The 19704-nt window shown below is 60.0% G+C and carries 17 protein-coding genes and 1 pseudogene; 2 read left to right on the forward strand and 16 right to left on the reverse strand.

The genetic code is table 11. The features are described from left to right. Positions 1 to 199: 199 nt before the first annotated feature. Complete coding sequence (locus LG30_RS0109705; protein ID WP_033130508.1) at positions 200 to 592, reverse strand: DUF2750 domain-containing protein; 393 nt, start codon at positions 590 to 592, stop codon at positions 200 to 202. Positions 593 to 679: 87 nt separating this feature from the next. Beyond that, positions 680 to 1237 carry a hypothetical protein gene (locus LG30_RS0109710; protein WP_033130509.1) on the reverse strand — a complete coding sequence of 186 codons (558 nt, stop codon included), beginning with the start codon at positions 1235 to 1237 and terminating at the stop codon, positions 680 to 682. Positions 1238 to 1483: 246 nt separating this feature from the next. Between LG30_RS0109710 and LG30_RS0109715 the strand changes: the two genes are divergently transcribed. Continuing rightward, positions 1484 to 1732 (forward strand): TIGR02647 family protein, encoded by a 249-nt coding sequence (locus LG30_RS0109715; protein WP_033130510.1) that lies wholly within the window; start codon positions 1484 to 1486, stop codon positions 1730 to 1732. On the opposite strand, the gene LG30_RS0109720 is transcribed toward LG30_RS0109715, so the two are convergent. The 7 genes from LG30_RS0109720 to LG30_RS0109750 all read right to left on the reverse strand — a co-directional run bounded on the left by LG30_RS0109720 (position 1719) and on the right by LG30_RS0109750 (position 7652). Next, positions 1719 to 2024, reverse strand: coding sequence for a hypothetical protein (locus tag LG30_RS0109720; RefSeq protein ID WP_033130511.1), 306 nt, complete (start codon positions 2022 to 2024; stop codon positions 1719 to 1721). The two genes, LG30_RS0109715 and LG30_RS0109720, sit on opposite strands and share 14 nt — an antisense overlap. A 97-nt stretch (positions 2025 to 2121) precedes the next feature. Continuing rightward, positions 2122 to 2331, reverse strand: a complete 210-nt coding sequence (locus tag LG30_RS0109725; RefSeq protein WP_033130512.1) for a cold-shock protein — start codon at positions 2329 to 2331, stop codon at positions 2122 to 2124. A 204-nt stretch (positions 2332 to 2535) separates the two neighbouring features. Then, positions 2536 to 3636 carry a dihydrolipoamide acetyltransferase family protein gene (locus tag LG30_RS0109730; protein WP_033130513.1) on the reverse strand — a complete coding sequence of 367 codons (1101 nt, stop codon included), beginning with the start codon at positions 3634 to 3636 and terminating at the stop codon, positions 2536 to 2538. 94 nt (positions 3637 to 3730) lie between these two features. Beyond that, positions 3731 to 4717 carry an alpha-ketoacid dehydrogenase subunit beta gene (locus tag LG30_RS0109735; protein ID WP_033130514.1) on the reverse strand — a complete coding sequence of 329 codons (987 nt, stop codon included), beginning with the start codon at positions 4715 to 4717 and terminating at the stop codon, positions 3731 to 3733. A 66-nt stretch (positions 4718 to 4783) separates the two neighbouring features. Further along, positions 4784 to 5881, reverse strand: coding sequence for a pyruvate dehydrogenase (acetyl-transferring) E1 component subunit alpha (gene pdhA / locus LG30_RS0109740; protein WP_033130515.1), 1098 nt, complete (start codon positions 5879 to 5881; stop codon positions 4784 to 4786). A gap of 271 nt (positions 5882 to 6152) precedes the next feature. Then, positions 6153 to 7178, reverse strand: coding sequence for a succinylglutamate desuccinylase (gene astE / locus LG30_RS0109745; RefSeq protein WP_033130516.1), 1026 nt, complete (start codon positions 7176 to 7178; stop codon positions 6153 to 6155). Positions 7179 to 7442: 264 nt separating this feature from the next. Then, positions 7443 to 7652: a DUF1127 domain-containing protein gene (locus LG30_RS0109750; protein ID WP_033130517.1), complete on the reverse strand. Its 210-nt coding sequence runs from the start codon at positions 7650 to 7652 to the stop codon at positions 7443 to 7445. Positions 7653 to 8172: 520 nt separating this feature from the next. Between LG30_RS0109750 and LG30_RS0109755 the strand changes: the two genes are divergently transcribed. Then, on the forward strand, positions 8173 to 9066 hold the full coding sequence (locus LG30_RS0109755) for a DNA replication terminus site-binding protein (RefSeq protein ID WP_033130518.1): 894 nt from the start codon (positions 8173 to 8175) through the stop codon (positions 9064 to 9066). Positions 9067 to 9206: 140 nt separating this feature from the next. Here the strand turns inward: LG30_RS0109755 and LG30_RS0109760 are convergent, their stop codons facing one another. From LG30_RS0109760 to LG30_RS0109785, 7 genes and pseudogenes are all read right to left on the reverse strand, one after another. Next, on the reverse strand, positions 9207 to 13061 hold the full coding sequence (locus LG30_RS0109760) for a DEAD/DEAH box helicase (RefSeq protein WP_033130519.1): 3855 nt from the start codon (positions 13059 to 13061) through the stop codon (positions 9207 to 9209). A gap of 248 nt (positions 13062 to 13309) precedes the next feature. Continuing rightward, complete coding sequence (locus LG30_RS0109765; protein ID WP_033130520.1) at positions 13310 to 13963, reverse strand: YceH family protein; 654 nt, start codon at positions 13961 to 13963, stop codon at positions 13310 to 13312. A gap of 267 nt (positions 13964 to 14230) precedes the next feature. Continuing rightward, positions 14231 to 14686, reverse strand: coding sequence for a glycine zipper 2TM domain-containing protein (locus LG30_RS0109770; protein WP_033130521.1), 456 nt, complete (start codon positions 14684 to 14686; stop codon positions 14231 to 14233). A 193-nt stretch (positions 14687 to 14879) separates the two neighbouring features. After that, a complete protein-coding gene (locus LG30_RS0109775; RefSeq protein ID WP_033130522.1) occupies positions 14880 to 16595 on the reverse strand; it encodes a PglL family O-oligosaccharyltransferase in 1716 nt (571 codons plus the stop codon). 99 nt (positions 16596 to 16694) lie between these two features. After that, complete coding sequence (locus LG30_RS0109780; protein ID WP_238566412.1) at positions 16695 to 17777, reverse strand: LPS O-antigen chain length determinant protein WzzB; 1083 nt, start codon at positions 17775 to 17777, stop codon at positions 16695 to 16697. A 23-nt stretch (positions 17778 to 17800) separates the two neighbouring features. Continuing rightward, a pseudogene (locus tag LG30_RS22720) lies at positions 17801 to 18142 on the reverse strand (dTDP-4-dehydrorhamnose 3,5-epimerase family protein). A gap of 91 nt (positions 18143 to 18233) precedes the next feature. Continuing rightward, positions 18234 to 19704: polysaccharide biosynthesis protein (locus tag LG30_RS0109785; protein WP_033130524.1), on the reverse strand; the 1471-nt coding region annotated here is incomplete at its 5' end.

Below are 19704 nucleotides of genomic sequence, written 5' to 3' on the forward strand. Positions count from 1 at the left end.
GAAAAGAGAGATGCCTGAAAACAAAAGACCCCGCGCCATGTCGGACGGGGTCTCTTGTACGAAAAGAGAGATGCCTGAAAACAAAAGACCCCGCGCCATGTCGGACGGGGTCTCTTGTACGAAAAGAGAGATGCCTGAAAACAAAAGACCCCGCGGCTTGGCGGGGTCTTTTCACGACAGCAGATACAGAGGCGGGGGATTAGCCGCGCTTGGCCTGCTTCTGAGCGATGGCGTCGGCGACGTCGGCCGGCTCCAGCACTATGCCTTCCTGATCCGGGGTCGGGAACACGGCGACGCAGAGCTCGTCTTGCTCCATGCCATCGACCCAGCGCTCCAGCCACACCTTGAGGGTGATGGATTGCGGCTTGCAGTCGGCCCACTCGCCTTCGGCCCAGGCCTTGGCATACTCAGGGTGCGGCCACACAGGGATGCAGTCTTCGTCTTCGGTGGTCAGCATCATGACGCCATGTTCGTCGGTCAGGACAAACAGCTCTTCGTGCTCGACCAGCTTGCTGATGAAGTGATCAAAGCGGTAGTCGGCGTTCAGTTGCAGCGCGGCATTGCGCTCGGTGTCGCTAAGTTCATAGCTCATTGGTCAAGTCTCTCGTTCAATAAAGGGCGACATGTTCACATCTTGCCGACGGCTTGTCCAGCATGAGCACGTTATCGTCTGGCGGGTTCAACCCAGCGTCGGGGCGATGAGGGTAATCCCGGGCGTCTCACTCAGACGCTGGCGCAGCCAGTAGGCGGACTCCACCTCCACGAAGCAGAGCTGATCCCGACCGGCCTGCACGCCTTGCATGATCTGCTCGAAGCGTGCCTGCTGCTGCTCCTGCCAGGCGCTCGCCAGCTTGCTACCGTGGGCCTCATCCACCACCTCACGGCGCAGCTCGAACAGGTTATCGGTGATCGGGCTGTTGATCTTGGCTGGATGGCTCCAATACATCAGCAGGTTGTCCATCATCTCGTCATCGTAACTTTCCAGCGCGTCCAGTTCGGGTGTCTTGCCCTCGTTGCCAGCCGCGAAATCGCACCATCCCGCTGCGAGCGACGCCAGTATCTGCGCACTCCCCCCCTTGGCATGCTGGCGCAGGCGCGTCATGTCTTCCCCTTTGATGCCAGGCAGCCAAAGATCCCCTCGATGTGCATCGAGCAGGGGCAGCAGCAGAGAGGGAGCATAAACAGGGAAACGGGGAGCAAGGGAGTGCAGCAGAGAGACCAGAGTCACAGTGATCATAAGAGGCGCCTTGAGCTGGAAGACCGGGATCGTACCTGGCCGAAAAGACAAAATAGAAGCTATTCTATCATGTTTACCGGCCCACGGATTGCGCCCGTCACGCTTACCCGGCCTGGGAACTGAGGCCAAAAAAGCAGCGTTCGCACTCAGCCAGTCCGTACAAAGCCCAATAGTTTGAGCCAGCGCGCACTAAAGTAAAATCGGGAATGCTAGTTTGCATACATCTTTAGCGTAAGGAGTGCATCCATGAGTGGGATCGACCAGGTTTCTGACGATTTTGTAAATGAGCTGAAAATACTGGCATGCTTTGATCCGGCCAACATGAGTCAGGGGATCAAATTACGCAGCGACATGTCTGAAGGGCTGTGCCAGGCGGCAGAGCGGATGCATCAACAGGGCCTCATCAGTGCCGCCGATGGTGGCTATCTGACCCCCTTCGGCATGACCATGCTCGAACATCTCCATCATCTGCTGGTAGCGCTCAAGCCGAGTTGATTTCCTGCGGCGCCCAGAGCGAGAAGTTGAGCAGTTCCCAGCGTTTACCTTGTCGCAGCAGACAAGCGAACAACAAAGGACCTTCGGGTCCTTTTATCTTGCCATCGATCAACCACTCCCCCGCCCGCTTTGCCACCGGCTGAGCCTTGATCTCATCAGGCAATTCCATCTTCCCCAGACGCACCTGCACGAACTGCTGACAGACGGTAACGGCCTGACTCGCCACGGGATCCGATGCGGGAGCGTCGGCAAGGCCGAGCAAGGATGCGGTCAACAGCAGTGATGAGATCATGAGGATTGGCGTGATGGATAAAAGAGGTTTAAGAATATGCCATAAACAAAAAGCCGTGGTACCAGAGGCACCACGGCTTTCTTAAATTCTGTAAGAATTACAGAGCAGTTACGTTCTCAGCCTGCGGGCCTTTCTGACCTTGGGTCACGGAGAACTGTACGCGCTGACCTTCAGCCAGGGTACGGAAGCCGTTACCGCCGATAGCGCTGAAGTGAACGAAAACGTCCGGGCCGTTTTCTTGCTGGATGAAGCCAAAACCTTTGGTTTCGTTGAAAAACTTAACGGTACCGGTGATCATGTTAGACATATCTTTAACCTGTATTCAAAAAAATTACTTATGCTTTTCAGCGGATAAAGCTCAAAAACGGGACTACTTATAGACAACAGGAGAAAATGTAGAACATCGTCTTCATTGACATAACTATCGCCCTTTCAAGCTGCCTAGGATTATACGTGCCTTTGTCGATTACGCAAACAAATTTGTGCCCTGCCAACCGCAGGGCACCGTCGTTTATACGTCCGCAGATTCCAGTGCCTGAACCAGGGCTTTGAGGAAGCGTGCGGCCTCCCCGCCGGTGCAGGCCCTGTGGTCAAAAGTCATCGACAATGGCAGGGCCCGTACTGGTCTCGCCTCCCCGTGGATGAACACCACTTTCTCGAACAACTTGCCCGCGCCAATAATGGCCACCTGAGGCGGCGTCACTATGGGGCTGGCGTAGCGGCCCGCGATGGCGCCGAAGTTGGTCAGCGTGATGGTCGCCCCTTGCAACATCTCCCGCGGCACGGCGCGGGCCTTCACGTCGGCGATCATCCGGTCCAGCCCCTGGCGGATATCCGCCCGCTCCCGCTCGGCCACGTTCTCCATCACCGGCACATAGAGGCCGTGTTTGGAGTCGACGGCGATGGCCACGTTGACCTCCTGGAATAGACGTCTTGAGAGAGTATCCCCGTCGAACCAGGCGTTCATGGAGGGCTCGGCGCGGCACGCCACTCCGATGGCCTTGATGAGACGCACGGTCACATCTTCATCGGCACGCCAGTGCCTCAGATCCACCTCGTCGGTCAGGCTGACCGGCACCACTGTCTTGTGAGACAGCTCCATCGCCTTGGCCATGGCACGGCGAGATCCCTTGAGAAACTCGTTGCCACTGCTTTGCATCGCCTCGAAGGCTGCTTGCACATCCGGCTCGGTCACCATGCCGGCGCTGCCACTGCCCTTGATCTTGTCGATGTCGAGGCCGAGTTTTTGCGCCAGCAACCGCACCGCGGGCATGGCCTGCACCAGGCTGTCGCCGGGGGCCATAGCCCCGACCACGAAGTGATCCTCGATATGCTGCTGATGGGCGCTGACCTTGCCTACCACAGTACCGTCATCCTCTCCCCCTTCAAACTCCACCAGGGGGGCGCCGATGTGGAGGATATCCCCCTCCTGGCCGCACAGACGAGCGATGACCCCGGCCACCGGCGAGGGCACATCCACCAGCGCCTTGGCGGTTTCCACCGACAGCAGCACTTGATCCACCTGCACCGTATCGCCGGCGCTGACTTTCCATTCCACTATCTCGGCCTCGGCCAAGCCTTCGCCCAGATCCGGTAATTTGAAAAATTTCATGACCCGTTCTCCATCCGCTGGGAAATCACCGCACGTTGAAAAATTCCATGCCTGTCGTCTGCGCGATCGTTCAACCGCCAATATGTGAACAAGGTCATAGCCAATTTTTCTCCATCAGCTGGTGAGCCGCATCCGCGATATCCTGCTCGGTGATGAGGTAATACTCTTCGTTGCGATAGTAGGGCACGGCCGCGTCCACCCCGGTGAGCCGTTTCGGCGGCGCCTTGAGGGAGGTCAGCGCCTCCTCGGTGACCCGCGCCACTATCTCGGCGCCAACCCCGAAGCTGCCACAGGCCTCGTGCACCACCAGCAGACGACCTGTCTTGCGTACCGAGGTGAGGATGCTCTCCATGTCGAGCGGCTTGATGGTGGCCAAGTCCAGCACCTCGCACTGGATGTCCACCTCCGCCAGCTGGGTGGCGGCCCGCATCACCTCCTGAATACAAGCGCCCCAGGCGACTATGGTGAGATCCCGCCCGGGTCTGAGGGTAAAGCAGACGTCGAGCGGCAGGCCGATACCGTCATCCACCACGTCCGATTTCATGGAGCGGTAGATGCGATCCGGCTCGAAGAACATCACGGGATCCGGGTCGCGGATGGCGGAGAGCAGCAGGCCGTATGCCCGCTTGGGGCTGGAGGGGATCACCACTCGCAGCCCGGGAATATGGGCGAACAACGCCTCCACGCTCTCGCTGTGGTGCTCCGGCGAATGGATGCCGGCGCCATAGGGAGAGCGGTAGACGAGAGGACAGGAGAGCCGACCACGGGTGCGATTGCGCATCCGCGCCGCCTGGCAGATGATCTGCTCCATGCCGGGGAAGATGAAGCCCTGGAACTGGAACTCGGCCACGGGCTTGAGTCCCTGGGTGGCCATGCCGACCGCCACCCCGGCGATCAGCCCCTCGGCGAGCGGGGTGTCTATCACCCGCTTGAAGCCGAACTTGTCGCGCAGGCCCACGGTGGCGCGAAACACCCCGCCGTTGACCCCCACATCCTCGCCGAGCACCACCACGTCGGGGTCTCGCTCCATCTCGTGATGCAGCGCCAGGTTGATCGCTTCAAGCAGCGTTATTTCGCTCATGCTACCTCCCCGAAACCAGCCACCACCTCGCCAAGCGCCCATGGCTGCTCGCGGTCCAATCTCATGTCACTCATGGTGTTTCTCCCCGCCCTGGGCCTGCATCCCCTTGGCGATGATGCGCTGGCGCTGGGCACGATAGTCCCTCGGCAGCTCGGCGAACTGGTAATCCAGCAAGGTCTCCGGCGCCTGGGGCGCCATGCCCTCGTAGGCGGCGACGGCGCGCTCAACTTCCCGGCCGGCTTCCACCAGCAAGGCCTGCTCCTGCTGCTCGTCCCACCAGCCCTGCTCAGCCATGAACTGGCGCAGTCGCTTGACCGGCTCCTTGGCCCAGGCGGCCTCCACCTCGGCGGATTCCCGATAGCGGGTGGCGTCATCGGCGGTGGTGTGATCCCCGAGCCGGTAGCTGACCGCCTCGATCAGGGTCGGCCCCTTGCCGCTGCGGGCCCGCTCCATGGCGGCACGGGTCGCCTCATAGACGGCCACCACGTCGTTGCCATCGACCTGCAGGCTGCGCACGCCGGCCCCTATGCCCTTCTGGGCCAGTGTGGGGGCGCTGGTCTGCAGCTTGCGCGGCACCGAGATGGCCCACTGGTTGTTGTTGATGATCATCACCATGGGCAGGTGCCAGACACCGGCGCAGTTGAGCCCCTCGAGGAAATCCCCCTTGGAGGTGCCGCCATCGCCGATGGTAACCACGGCGACTCTCGGCTGGTTGCGCAGCTTGAAGGCAGCCGCGATGCCGGCGGCGTGGGTGATCTGGGTAGCGATGGGCACACAGATAGGTAAATCTTCCGATAATTCGCCATCTGACTTGTAGAAAACACTACCCCGCTCATCCCCGCCCCAATATTGCAGGTTTTGCTCCATGGGCACGCCCCTCACATAGAGGGTCGGCATGTCCCGGTAATAGGGTACGTAGACATCCTCTGGCCGCATGGCGAGCCCGACCCCAATCCCCACCGCTTCCGCCCCCAGATGAGAGGGGAAGGTGCCGAGTTTGCCGGTTCGCTGCAGCGCTATCGCTTTCTTGTCATAGCTGCGCACCATCACCATGTTGCGGTAGAAGGTGTGCAGAGTCGCCTTGTCCAGCCAGGTCGGCAGTGTCGCGACCGGGCGCCCCTCCTCATCGAGGTAACGAAGGAAAGGGATGTCGACATGGGTCATAACTGGCTCCTTGCCGTTGTCAACGTCACCACCATGAGGTGACCCTCAAAATGTAAACAACATGTTAACTTTATAGCAATGGGATTTCGTCAGGTTAGACCAGTAGAAACTTCTTTAATTTCGGAAAGAAGATGGGATTTTCGGCGAGCAGGAACGAAGAAGGGAGCCCTTTCGGGCTCCCTGTCAGGATGGGTACGAGATCATTCCCATTATGTGTTCTGCCTCCTCGGCCGCCAGGGGCGCCGGTCTGGCGGGCAAAAACGGGCTCAGCTCACTCCCAGAGCCGGGTCGGCACCACCAGCAGCATGGTACGCTGGCCTATGGCCACGTTGGCATTGGGGAAGACCACCGCCTCCCGCGGTTTCTCTACCCTGTACTGCCGATCCCCGTCCTCCGCCAGCACAAACCCCTGGGGAAACTCGGTGAAATTGTCCACGTCGCTGGCAAACAGGAAACGGAACTGCGCCGAGCGCTTGTTGATCACCCGATCGATGGCAAACAGGGTGAAGTCGTCCGCCCGCCAGGGCTCCAGCACCATCTCGTCCCGGGTCACCAGCTCCTGCAGTGCCTGGCGAGCCTCGATGAAGCGGGTCATGTCGTTCTCACCAAAGGGGCGTACCTTGCCAAGCTCCACCGTAAAGGCATGAGCGTCGTGGCGATGGGAGCTGTAATAGCTGAAGGTGGTGGTCGGCCCGGCGGAGAGCAGTATGGTGCGCACCCCGCAGGCGCCGAGGAACTGCACCTGCTCCTTGCAGTGGGGCCGCTCGTGGGGGAAGGGATAGACCGCAAACTTCTCGTGGCGCGAGCCGCGGATGGCGGTGTGCAGATCGTAGTGGTAGCGGGGCCTCGCGGAGTCGGCGAAGAAGCGGCTCACATACTGCTCGAGGCGCATGGCGCGGATCCGCTCCCGGTTGCACAGCCCCTCCCCCTTGCTGTGGGCGCCGCTGAAGAGGCGGTTCATGTTCTCCTCCACCTCCCGCAACCCGAGATTCATGGCGGCCGGGTTGCCAAACAGGAACAGCACCCGATGGCGGGCCTGCAACTCACCGCTGAGTAGCCTGGTCAGCAACTGGTTGCAGATCTCGATGGGCGCCGTCTCGTTACCGTGGATGCCGCAGGAGAGCACTATGTCCTTGCGCCCGCCCGGTTGATCGCCCGCGCCACTGGCGGGCTCCAGGCAGAGCACACCCGTGTCCCACACGCTCACCTTGTCACCGTTTGGCAGCGCATAGGAGAAAGGCTCGAGTTGCCACTCGTGGCGGCGGGTCAGGGCCAAAAAGTCATGCTGGGGAATCATCCATCTCACCCTCTTGTCGGTTCACACTTGTCGATGTCAGACAATGCGGATTATACGCAAGGCGCTCGGGCTTAAAATCAGTTTTTAAACAAATTCAAACAGTAAGGATACAAATGTGACAACAGGCGATGACAAATGACGTAATGGGGGCAGCAAGCAAGAAGGGGCATTCAAACGGGCTAAACGAGGAGAAACAGGGCCGGCAGTGAGCGGCGGCAATACAAGGACTATCGGCAGAAAAACGAGGCATCCATGCCCGGTCGATCAACCACGCCAGAACGGCTTGGTGGTCTCTTGATAGCGGTCGGCTTCGTTCAGGCCGATGTCTTTGAGCAGGTAGGAAGGCAGCTCGGAGAGCTGGCGACGGCTGCGGCTGCGTTCCAGCCAGGTCAGGACAGTCGTTTTCACGCGAGCCATCAGATTCGATTGGCTGGAATGCTGGTAACCGGCTTCGGTATACGTCATGTTGGCCATGGGATGGCTCCTCTGAAGGTTCTGCACAAGGTTCAAATCAGTTGCGCAAAGCTTAGTCAGGCAGAGGGAGCGTCTCAATTGACGAATTTTGATACAAGACATTAGTAAAACTAATGGCGAATAACCGCATCACAAAAACATCAACCCATTGATTTTGAACAACAATGGCCATGTGTTATTCCGCATATTCCCCCTGCAGCATTTTCTGCTGCATGGCGTACTTCTAACTATGCACTTTCTCAAATTAGGTATGCAGTCACCGGATCCGGCGATCCCGTTGACAACCTGAGGTTTACAGCCAGTTGTTAATCATGCGATCTTTTTTTGATCCTTATTTAACAAATAGATACAAAACAAAAACACTCAAATGGCTATCGCATTTGCCCTTCGCCCAGGAGGCCGATCAAAGCGGCACTTGGCGCCCCTGTAGCATGCTGGTATGGTTATTTATACAGTAGTTTAGCCCGCCCCGGCGTCGCCCATCACGGGCAAGCAGCGGGGTCGACCACAGGATATGCCGATGGATACCTTTACCCCCAGTGCCGCCCTGCGCCAGCAGATGACCACCCTGGAAGATGCACTGGCTCGCCTCGCCGGGCAGCTCGGTCAACTCGAGCTGCTGGAGGCCCATGTCTATCCCCTCCCCGCGGTGCCATTGGGGGAGGAGCACGATCCCATCGAGGCCATCGAGGTGGGTTATCTGGGCGGCGAAGCCGCGCTGGCTGCCACCCTCAGGGCCTATCAGGATCACAGCGCCCGCCCCGGCTGCTCCACCAAGGCCACCCATCGGCTGCCGGGCTGGTTGCGCTTCCCCGCCGCCAGCGCCGGACGGCTCGCCCCGCTGATTGACGAGATCAACGGCCACAAGCTTGCCTTCAAGGCCATGGTGCAGGCCGCCGGCGGACGGGACGAGAAGTTCGAGCTGGTGCACCAGGCGCTGCCCGGGGTCATCACGCTGCAGGTCTACCGCAAGCTGACGCTGCTGGAAGGAGAGCTGCATTCCCTGGGCTTCACCTGGGCGGACAAGCAGAGTATCAGCCGCCTCAGCCGGAAGCAGGTACTGGAGATGCTGGAGCGCAGCCGCCGCTATATTCCGGCGCTGTCGGACAACGAGGAGTGGAGCAAGATGGTGGATCAGGAGGTGTACGACATTCGTCGCCTGCCCGCCGACGTTGAGCTGCGGATCCGGCGGCCGGTCAAGACCCACCCCATGATCAACCTGCTGTGGCAGGACAGGGAGCCGCGCAAGCAGCAGCTCAAGGCAAGCCTGCCGCTGTTGCTCTGCTCGGATACCCAGCCGAGCGTCACCCACCTCGGTCACTACCCCCCCAAGCTGCGCCAGGCGCGGCGGGATCGCAAGATAGGGGGCGAAGCCATCATAGAGCGGCTGCACCTCTACCGCTATCAGGGGTAGCCTCCCCCCACGGGGGCTGACGCCACCGGGTTGCGGCTAGCCATCCTGCCGGCAACGGGGTCACCCCTCTCAAATGACAAGGGGATCGCCATGATGACGATCCCCTGCCTGGACGAATGCACGAGCAGTGGTTGCCGCTGTCACCCCATCAGCAGGGCGCGCAGGCTCTCCACGTCCAGGCCACGCACCTCGGACTGGCCACTCAGCAGGCCATCGGCCAAGGCCCGCTTCTCGTCGTGCAGCGCCACTATCTTCTCCTCCACCGTCTGCTCGCACACCAGTCGATAGACTGTCACCGGCTGGGTCTGGCCCATGCGGTGCGCCCGATCGCTCGCCTGATCTTCCACCGCCGGGTTCCACCAGGGATCCAGGTGCAGCACGGTATCGGCCTGAGTCAGGTTGAGGCCGGTACCGCCCGCCTTGAGGCTGATGAGGAACAGCGGCACGGGGTCGTGGCGGAACCGCAGGATAGACTCCTGGCGCGACTTGGCGGAGCAGCCGCCATCCAGATAGCAGTAGTCCCATTTTTTGAGCTCGATGCGCGCGCGCAGCAGGCTCAAGAGATCCACGAACTGGCTGAACACCAGCACCCGATGACCGCCGTCGATGGCCTCCTCCAGCAGCGCCATGGCCTCATCCAGCTTGCTGCTGGTCTGGTTCCACTCTGGCATCACCAGCGCTGGCGAGCAACAGAGCCGGCGCAGCCGGGTCAGGCCGCTCAGCACGTGCATCAGGGCGCGGCCATCGGCGCTCTGCACCTGCTGCACCACTTCACGCCGGGTCGCCTCGTAGAGCTGGCGCTCCTCGGGGGAGAGGCTGATGTGATGGATGATCTCGGTCTTGTCCGGCAGCTCGGTCAGCACCTGCTGCTTGAGGCGGCGCAGGATGAAGGGGCTGATCACCGCCCGCAGCAACGCCATGTGCTGGGGATCCTTGACCGCCTTGCCGAAGCGACGCTTGAATTCGCCGAGACTGCCGAGCAGGCCCGGGTTGATGAAGGTGAACAGGCTCCACAGCTCCCCCAGATGGTTCTCGATGGGGGTGCCGGACAGGGCGAGGCGAAAATCGCCGTCGAGCTGGAACAGCAGCTTGGCACGCTGGGTGCCGGCATTCTTGATCTGCTGCGCCTCATCCAGCACCATGCTCGCCCAGCGACGGGACTTGAGTGCCTGGGCCAGGCTGCCGAGCATGCCGTAGTTGACCAGGATGATCTGGCCGGCCCTGGCCTCCTGGATCAGTGCCTCCCGCTCGGCGGGGTTCTCAAACACCACCACCTCCAGCTCGGGGGCGAAGCGTGCGACCTCCTCCTGCCAGTTGGTGACCACTGACTTGGGCACCACCACCAGCGCCGGGCCCAGATGCTGGCGCATGCGCAGCACCATCAGCGCCTGCAGCGTCTTGCCGAGGCCCATGTCGTCGGCCAGGCAGGCGCCGAAACCGTGATGGGCCAGGGTCGCCATCCAGCGCACCCCCTCTTTCTGATAGTCCCGCAGCGCCGTCAGCAGCTCGGGCGCGCACTCCACCTCCTGTTGCCACTCCTGTTGCAGCGACTGCCAGGCGTCATCCCCGGCGGTGGTGACCGCCGACAGCAGCCGGGCCAGGGGATAGGCCAGCTTGTTGTTGATGCGTTGCTCGGTGTCCAGCATGGCGCCGAGCATGGTGAGGCGCTCCACCAGCTTGTCGCTCAGCATCAGGCTGGTCTTCTCGTCGAGCTGGACGGTGCGCTGACCTGGGGTGAGCTGGCGCAGGATCAGGCGCAGGTCGAGGATCTGGTGCTCATCCAGCGCCAGTGCCCCCTCCACCTGGAACCAGTCCTGGCGCCGCTCGATGCGAAGACTCAGGGCGGCCTCGTCGAGGCTCTTGAGCCGCGCGCTGTCCTGATGCCAGTGAATGACCACTCCGGCCTCCACCAGCTCGGGCAGGGAGTTGACCAGGGTCAGCGCCTGCTCACCCTCCAGCTTCCATTCGTTGCCCGGCAGCCCGATGGGCAGCTGGTTGCGCAGGCGCTGGGCCTCACCCTTCTCGGCGAGCAGATCCCGCTGCCAGTAGTGATAGTCCCTGACCCCCTGGCGGACGATGGCCTCACCTTTGCCGAGCGGCAAGGGTGGCAGCTCCCCCTGTCGGGTCACCAGTTGCACCACCAGCTGGCTGTCCTGCCAATCGAGCTGCACCGCGGCGACGCCCGGCCAGGGAGCCAGCTCGGCATTGCCCTTGAGCCCCGCCACCTGGCTGTGCCAGGGCAGATCGGGGATGGCGTCCAGGGTGCGCTGCAGCTCAGCCAAGCCGGCCTCGGGCAGCTGCGGGATGGATTCCAGCGCCGGCAATTTGTCCAGCAGGGCTTGCGGCGTCAGGATGAGCTGCCACAAGTCCTGCGCCAGCGGCACTATGTGTGCCCCACGAGCGGCGGCGGCCGGGCTCAACACGGCGCTCATGCCCGGTGTCTCTGAATTCTGTTCGGTCGCCACTATCTGCAGCAAGGGCGCACTGATGGCCAGTTGCAGCTTCTGCCCCTTGGCATTGAACAGGCGGGGGTGGCTCGCGAGCGGCGCCCAGGCATCTCGCGGCAACTTGCTCATTCCCCTTGGCAGGGTGCGCACCAGCGCCCAGTCTGCCTCGTCGAGCAAGGCGGCATACTGGGTGGAGAGCAGGGCCGGATCGACCCGGCGACCGGCGGTCCACTCCCCCTTGGTGCTCTGTTTCTGGATCTTGCACTCCAACTCGGGCCCTTCCGCATGGAGCAGCCACACCAGCCGCTCCTGCGCCTTGCGCACGCCGCTGGAGCGCCCCAGCCCCTGCAGCCAGTTCAGCCAGCTGGCCGAGGCGGGAGTGTTGTCTTCATCGTCCGACTCGTCGCTCGCATCGGGATCCTGGGGGGCGCGCAGCTGCTGCAGCGGGAGGTGCTCGGCTCCCAGCCCAAGCAACAGCCGCAGCAGATCCTGGCAGAAGGCCATCAGGCGATGACGGGGAGTGGCCTCCAGCACATGGGAGAGATCCCACTTGTGCAAGATCGCCACCTGAGGGCTCTGCTCCCCATGGCGCGCCAGGGTGCAGAGATCGAGCCAGAGATAGCCCCAATGCAACTCCTCCAGCGGTAATTGCAGGGTATCGAACAGCCCGACCGCCTGCCCATGGCGATCACCGGCCCACTGCGCCAGCAGATCGGCAAGCAGCGGGCACTGATTACCGAGGCTGCGTTGCCACTTCTTGCGCTGCTCGCTGGCGAGCACAGGGTCGGCTTGCTGCAACCAGCCGAGCCAGAGCAGGGCACTGAACATCCGCGGCCAGGGCGCTCGCCCCTCCTCTTGCTGCCATTGCCCCAGCGCGCCGAGCAGGCGCTCGGCCAGGGGTTGTTCCCCGCCCCGCTCAGCCAGCTGTTGCAAGGCCGGCCAGTGAGTGGTTACCTCGCCGGCGAGCGGGCCACAGAGCCACTCCCACTCGGTGGCCAGCCCATGGACCTGGCTCGCGAGCTCGGGGGCGCAGGCGGCAGTGGGCTGTGCCAGCGACCAGCCTGACTCAGGTTCGGCGTCGAGCAGGGTCTGCAGGGCAAAATGCTCCAGCAGCAGTTGCTGCCAAGCCGGGCTCGCGTCCGGCAACAGGCGATGGGCGTCGGGCAAGTCCAGCAGGCTCAGCAGCTCGGCACTCTGGTAATAGGCCGGGATCTGACCCGCCTTCCCCAGACAGAGTTCGCGCACCAGGGCCTGTGCCATCTCCTGACCGGTGACCGATGGCACCCGCGTCCAGTCAGGCATGGGGCACTGCCCTGCCCGTACCGCCAGGATCAGGGTCAGGCTTCCCTCCGCCGTCAGGCTCCACTGCTGCTCCCCGCGCAGCCGCACCAACCCCTGCTGTTGCAGCTGGTTCAGCTTGTCGATCAGCGCCTGCAACGACAGCGGCACCGGCAGCATATCGAGCAAATAGCGAGGGCTGGCGGTGCGCTGCAATTGCAGTTCGCCAAGCAGGGCATAGCAATCCGAAGAGAGAGTGAAGGCTGACATCAGAACTCACGGGCAGGTGCAAAGGCGGAATTTTAACGGGAAAGCGCCGGCGGCTCGACCCTTAACCGCGAATTAGTACAAAAAAAGCGGGCAGCCTCATGTTATGACCCGGAGCGACGAGGGGGCGGAAGAGGGACAACGAGGGTTAAATGCGGAGAAATGGCGGGAAAATGCGGCGAAATGACAATATAAAGGCGCCGCAGCGCCTTGTTTCATGAGGTCCACAGTGGGATGAGCAGGCGAAGGGCTTAGCCTTCCAACTCGGCCAGTCGCGCTTCCAGCGCCTGCAACTGCGCCTTGAGGGCCTCGACCTCGTCCTCCAGCATACTCAGGCGATCGGCGGCGGGAGAAGCCTGGTGGCTGACGGGGGCCGCCTCGGCCAGGGCCTGCAGATCTATCTCACCGCTGAACAGGTGGGCGTAGCGGGATTCCCGCTTGCCCGGTTCGCGCGGCAGCTTGACCACATAGGGGCCCTGCTCGGCGAGCCTGGCCAGCACGGCATCCACCTGGGTCACATCATCGAAGCTGCACAGCCGGTTGGTGCGCGAGCGCAGCTCACCCGGCGTCTGCGGACCACGCAGCAGCAGCTCGCAGATGATGCCGAGTTCCTGGGCGCTGAACTTCAGCTCGCCAAATTCGGTGTTGCAGAAGCGATGCTGATAGCGAGGCACCCGCGCGTTGAAGCCGGCGGTATTGACCACCAGACGGCGACGGATCAGCTCGTCGATGACGGCGCGGATGTCCAGCTCGGAGAGCTCCAGCACGGGTTCGCGATTGCTCTTCTGGTTGCAGGCATTGACCAGCGCATTGAGAGAGAGAGGGTACTGATCCGGCGTGCAGATCTCTTTCTCTATCAGACAGCCGATCACGCGAGCCTCCAGCGGGCCTAGTACTAACTCCATTTCAATCTCCCTTGCCAAACGTTAAGGCGGTTATCTTAGCCAAGGCACTCCGTGCGTCCAGCACTGAACCGCATTTTTGCGAGCCAATCAAACCCTTGATGAAACATCGCACAGTTCAGGTCGGGGCGCCCTGGCATAACGCAACCCAATCGAAGCCAGCCAGCGACTTGGGTCTGGCGACAAAGCCAGAGTGCCGCCTATCCTGGGTGCGACTCGCCAGGCATCGCGGCGGCAGGATGCATCTCACGTCCGAGCTGAGATCCCAACCTAGAGGGTCTTGTCGACCTGGGTATCAGTCCCCGAGGTCAGGATGCGCACTCTGTCCCCCTTGTTGAAGCTGAGCTTGGGATCGCTCTCCTGTACGACATTGAGCAGTGTCCCGGCCTCGGTCTTGATCAGCAGCTCGACCGATTGCCCGGTCGCAGCCGACCCCTGATCCCCCTGGCGACGACGCGATACCTCGGCCCCGGCGATGGCCCCCGTTACTGTCGCTATGGTCTGACCCGAGCCACCTCCAAACTGGCTGCCTGCGGCAGCCCCCAGGGCCGCTGCCCCTATGGTGCGCAGTGGCCGGTTCCCCTGCTGGTGAGAGGAGGTGCTCGGTGTGCCGACGAGGCGGCTCTCCTGCACTGTGCCGTATTCGACCTTGGCACTGGTACCGGCCATGGCGGACGAGGTGGTCAGGATGAGCAGGCTGGCGGCGATGAATGCGATTCTTTTCACGATGTCGACTCCGATGAAGAATGAATGCCCTTTGATCCGGGCAACTGGCTGATGAATGGCTCGTAGATCATTGAGAGCCCTCGCCATTTTCCAACGAGACTACACCGCTAAAGCTGACTGCAAGCTTGCCTGAGATGGAAATGATAACGGCCGCAAAGCGGCCGTTATGAAACAAAGCGGGTCTGCGATGCCATCAGGAGGAAGGCTTGCGCTCCAGGGTCGCCGCCACCGACTTGGCCGCCGAGGCGGTGAGCAAGGGCTCACCCGGATAGAGTGCCAGCGCCTGGGTACGCAGACGGTTGGCCTCCTCCGTTCGTCCCAACGCATTGAGGGCGATCACCATGTTGGCGTAGATGTTGGCACGCGGGGTGTGACGCACGAACTCTTTGCCCCAGTCGAGGTAGGCCTCGAGCTCCTCCTTGTTGTTGGCCTGCAGGCCCACCATCAGGCGTACCGCATTCACGTCAAACTCCACTCGGGTCAACCAGGCCATGGGGTTGACGACCTCCAGCAGCAGGGTCGGCTGCTTGTAGCCGCCGCGCTCATACTTGGTCACCACCCAGGCGGTGTGAATGGCGGTCAGCATGAAGGGCACCACCGCCAAGGGAATGGCGATGGCCAGGAATCGCAACAGCAGCCAGGGACGATAGACATATTCCCGCCAGCTCGCATGACCCAAGGTTTGTTTCCCCTCCTCCACTTCCGCATCCAGCACATAAAGGAGCAGCAGCAGGGCCCACCACAGGGCGATGGCATGATAGAAGGGGTACTCGGTCTGGGTGTGCAGCAAGATGGGCGTCACCAGTGCCAGCAAGGCCAACCCCCGATGCCAGCCGGCTTTGCTCAATCGCCACAGCAAGGCACCCGCCATGATCAACATACCGAGCATGGGAGCAAGCCCCCCTTCCACCGCCCAGTAGAGAAACTCGTTGTGAGGGTGGTCAAGGTTGTATTCGATCTGCACCATAGCCGGGTTCAACGCCTTGTCGGCCATATAGTGCTGCAGGAAAATGGGTTCGAAGCTGCCGTAGCCCCAACCTGTCCAGGGCGCCTCCCCAATCAGCTTGGCGGCGTAGGGCCAGTAGATGGAACGCATGCCACCGGATTGATAGATCTCCAGCCCGCGCTTGGCGCCACTCATCCCATATTGAGATACCAGACCCAGCGCTGTACCCAGTACAACCAGCCCCAATACTCGGCCCAGTTGCCGTTGACGACGAAGTTGTGGCACGAGCAGGAGCAGAGCCAGCAGGCCGCCAAGCTGACCCACCCGCGATTGCAGTCCCACCAGAAGCACGCACGCCGCCAGGATAACCCCGTAACGCAGTCCCCTCAGCCAAGGATGGGCGTCGGCACGCATTTCCAGCCAGATGGCCAAGGCCAGCCCGGTCGCCATAAAGCTCGCCATCACATTGGGTTGCTGGAAGATGCCATAAGGGCGGTTGACCCGAGTGTCGTAGCCTATCCAGTTGCCCGGCGTCAGCAGATAGAACTGCACCAAGCCGAGAATAGCTTCAATAGAAACTGCTCCCAATAACAGGTACAGCAGCTTATCTCGCGTCTGACTCGCCCATCGCCATTGGTAGAGACAACTCAGAAACAGCAGGCCGGCAAACAGCCCCAGCAACCGTGGAATGGCGTAATCCTTGAGCTCGAACCCCGGATACGCCATGGGCAGCAGCAACAACATGCCCCCCAACCACAGCCCCATCATCAGAGGGGAGACAACCAACGTCTGCCGCCGCGTCACCTGCCAGAGCCCGAGCCCCATCACCAGACTAGCGAAGACCCAGCCCCAGGCATTGAACGGCAGATAGAGCCCGGATCCGCCCGGGTTGTGCATGAAGAAATGCATGCCCAGCAGCCAGTACAGCACGCTGATCACACTAAAAATCCTTGCCGTCTCCATCATCTTCCCCAGCCCCTCACGCCCATACCGACCCTGCCATCACTCTTCGCCTCAAAAAAGAAAAGGGGGCTGATGCCCCCTTTCGCTCATAGATGAACACTATACCTGTTCTGATCTCCGAAACGCATGACGTACCAGCACAATACCGACCCCCAGCATGCCACCGAGCAGCGTAGCCAACACCACGACCAGCGGGCGCTTGGGCTTGTCGCGGGAGAGTGGCTCGCTAGGTGAAGCCTGGTAGGCGAAGGACTGGAACGGCTGTTCCTCGAGCTTGATGGCCTGAAGGCTGCTCAGCTGCAAACGCAGGGCGCTCAGCGCCGGATTCAAGAATTCAGGGTTCTTGATCTCCTTGAGGATCTTGAGCTTTTCGGCCAAGGCACGAGCGCCAAGATCAATGTTCAGGCTACCCTGACTCTGCAGGTTTTGCACCGGAGCCTCTATCCCCGCAGCTTGAGTAATACGCAAGCTATATTCGGTACGCAATATATCGTCTTGCAGTTGTTTGAGGGTATCCATTTTGGCACTCTCAAACTGAGTTTCCAACGTCTTGATCCGGTTCTGCCAGATGGTGTTGAGCTCCTTGCCCTTGGCCGCCGACTCCTGCTGCTGGATGAAGGCGATATATTGCTCCAGACGCAACTTGGCTTCCTCTGCCGAATCTGCTGCAAAGGAGAGAGTAACCTCCTCACTCAACTTATCCAGAGCTTGGGCATTGATACCTTCTGCCATCTTCTTGAGCAATTGACGCTTCTGTTTCGGTTCTGTTGCCCCGCCTTTGGCAGCATCGATCTCGAGATAGCCGCGTTCAATCAAGAACTGACGCTTGTTATTCAAACTATTGAAGTTATTAACAAAATCACCGTAGAGTGACTTTTTTTCAAAATCGGTGAAGGCTGTCACAGGGATTTGGGCATTTATCAACTGATTGAGATTAAGCTCAAGGGATTCTGTCTCCTTGAGAGTCGGCTGCTTGATCTCTGCTTGGCTAACCCAAACCTGAGGAGCCAGTAGGGCATAGACCACCCCAGCAATGGCGAACACACCTGCGATCAGCAGGATCAATATTTTCTGGCGCCATAGCACCAAGATCAGCTCACGCAGATCGATCTCGTCGCCGGAAGAAGCTTGCCAACCTTGAGGCAACTTACTATCTGAATTGTCAAATACCTGTTTGTTCATACTGAGCTCTAAAGATGATGAAGTTACTTCCAAAAAGGGGCGTGACGATCTTTGTCTGACAAGACTAATAGCACATTGTCCATGAGGGGCCGCGCAATAGCCAGCGTAGGATCAGACCAATTGAGTGACGCTTCCAACTCGGGAACATAATAGTCGGTGCATTTGTACAACACATGGGCCCATTCGCTCTGCAAATAGAATCCGTGAGCGAATCCTAGAGGGATCCACAGCCCGCAGTCCTCCGCCTATAGTTGCAAGCCAACCCATTGACCATGGGTCGGGATCCCCTCCCATAAGTCGACCACCACATCGAAGATGGTGCCGGTGATCACCTGTACCAGCTTACCCTTGATTGGAGTGGTCAGAGTTTATAGGCAAGAGAGACCCCCTCCTCTGCCAATGCATCCTGTTAACCTTTCGCAGACAACCATATTAGATGCCTTCCTGCCAAGCACATTAATGAAAAGGCTGATGACTTTCCGAATTGAGAAAATCAATCTCATCGACCACGGTTAAATGCGGCTCATGATGCAGCGTGGTTTTTGCCATCCACACCAGATCACAGATTCCATCAGTTGGGTTAAAACCGGTCGGCATGCTTAGCAGCAGGCTGCGGATCTGTTCATGATCAAAGCGGAAACAGGCGCTATCCAGCTCGGTCAAAAAAGCCCGCAATTGCGGCCATGGCAACATCAACTCGGAGGCTTTCATGATCCGGGGGTGGGCAGTACCCTCAACCTGTTCACCAATCAATAATTCTTCAAACAATTTTTCACCCGGACGCAGCCCGGTGATCTTCACCTCAATATCACCACCAGGATAAACCTCGCTCTTGAGCTTGAGGCCACTCAAGCGAATCATTCGGTGAGCCAAGTCAATGATCTTGACCGGTGCCCCCATATCCAAGACAAACACATCTCCGCCCTGCCCCATCGAACCGGCCTGAATAACCAGTTGTGATGCTTCAGGAATAGTCATGAAATAACGAATGATGTCGGGATGTGTCACCGTCAATGGGCCGCCATCGCGAATTTGCTGGCGAAATAACGGCACCACCGAGCCGGAAGATCCCAATACATTACCAAAACGCACCATACAAAAACGAGTTTGACTTTGCGCAGCCGCCAAGGCTTGCAATACCAGCTCAGCCAATCGCTTGGTCGTTCCCATGGTGTTGGTGGGGCGCACCGCCTTATCGGTAGAAATCAGCACAAAGGTTTCAACTTTGGCTCTAATCGCAGCCTGCGCGCAATACAGAGTGCCAAACACATTATTGTGCACCCCCTCAACTACGTTGTACTCAACTAATGGCACATGTTTATAGGCAGCAGCATGATAAACCGTCTGGATCTGGAAGGTGCTCATCACCGTTTGCAAGCGATGTTGCCGCTGCACCGACCCCAGTAATGGCACAATTTCAACCTGTAACCCTTCAGTCTGGTTAATTTCATTGATCTCGTTATCGATGGCATACAGACCGTATTCCGACAGCTCAAACAACACCAGTTGTGAGGGCTTGCAACGAATGATCTGGCGACACAATTCAGATCCGATAGAACCACCGGCTCCCGTCACCATCACCCGTTTACCCGATATATTGGCATTGAGCAATTCAGGGATAGGGGCAACCGCATCACGCCCTAACAGATCTTCAATACTGACTTCTTTCAATTCATCGATATGGGCCTGACCCGCTACCAGATCGGCCATGCCAGGTATCGACAATACCTCACAAGGACACTGTTCCAGCCGGTTGATCACCGCTTGTCTGACACTGCGCGATGCACTCGGCATCGCCAACAAGATCTTTTTAATCTCGAAACGTTCAATCAACGTCTCGATCATATCGGTGCTATAAACATTCACCCCCTGGATAACCGCTTTTGCCAGTGCCCGATCATCGTCGACAAACGCCACCGGCAAATAC

This window comes from Aeromonas aquatica (assembly GCF_000764655.1).
In the GTDB taxonomy this organism is placed as follows: Bacteria; Pseudomonadota; Gammaproteobacteria; order Enterobacterales; family Aeromonadaceae; genus Aeromonas; species Aeromonas aquatica.

Excerpts from the sequence above, each read along its gene's own strand:
- LG30_RS0109715 (WP_033130510.1), top strand. The coding sequence starts at position 1,484 with ATGAGTGGGATCGACCAGGTTTCTGACGATTTTGTAAATGAGCTGAAA.
- LG30_RS0109750 (WP_033130517.1), bottom strand. The coding sequence starts at position 7,652 with ATGGCCAACATGACGTATACCGAAGCCGGTTACCAGCATTCCAGCCAA.
- LG30_RS0109755 (WP_033130518.1), top strand. The coding sequence starts at position 8,173 with ATGGATACCTTTACCCCCAGTGCCGCCCTGCGCCAGCAGATGACCACC.
- LG30_RS0109720 (WP_033130511.1), bottom strand. The coding sequence starts at position 2,024 with ATGATCTCATCACTGCTGTTGACCGCATCCTTGCTCGGCCTTGCCGAC.
- LG30_RS0109775 (WP_033130522.1), bottom strand. The coding sequence starts at position 16,595 with ATGGAGACGGCAAGGATTTTTAGTGTGATCAGCGTGCTGTACTGGCTG.
- astE (WP_033130516.1), bottom strand. The coding sequence starts at position 7,178 with ATGATTCCCCAGCATGACTTTTTGGCCCTGACCCGCCGCCACGAGTGG.
- pdhA (WP_033130515.1), bottom strand. The coding sequence starts at position 5,881 with ATGACCCATGTCGACATCCCTTTCCTTCGTTACCTCGATGAGGAGGGG.
- LG30_RS0109780 (WP_238566412.1), bottom strand. The coding sequence starts at position 17,777 with ATGAACAAACAGGTATTTGACAATTCAGATAGTAAGTTGCCTCAAGGT.
- LG30_RS0109725 (WP_033130512.1), bottom strand. The coding sequence starts at position 2,331 with ATGTCTAACATGATCACCGGTACCGTTAAGTTTTTCAACGAAACCAAA.
- LG30_RS0109765 (WP_033130520.1), bottom strand. The coding sequence starts at position 13,963 with ATGGAGTTAGTACTAGGCCCGCTGGAGGCTCGCGTGATCGGCTGTCTG.
- LG30_RS0109730 (WP_033130513.1), bottom strand. The coding sequence starts at position 3,636 with ATGAAATTTTTCAAATTACCGGATCTGGGCGAAGGCTTGGCCGAGGCC.
- LG30_RS0109760 (WP_033130519.1), bottom strand. The coding sequence starts at position 13,061 with ATGTCAGCCTTCACTCTCTCTTCGGATTGCTATGCCCTGCTTGGCGAA.
- LG30_RS0109735 (WP_033130514.1), bottom strand. The coding sequence starts at position 4,717 with ATGAGCGAAATAACGCTGCTTGAAGCGATCAACCTGGCGCTGCATCAC.
- LG30_RS0109705 (WP_033130508.1), bottom strand. The coding sequence starts at position 592 with ATGAGCTATGAACTTAGCGACACCGAGCGCAATGCCGCGCTGCAACTG.
- LG30_RS0109710 (WP_033130509.1), bottom strand. The coding sequence starts at position 1,237 with ATGATCACTGTGACTCTGGTCTCTCTGCTGCACTCCCTTGCTCCCCGT.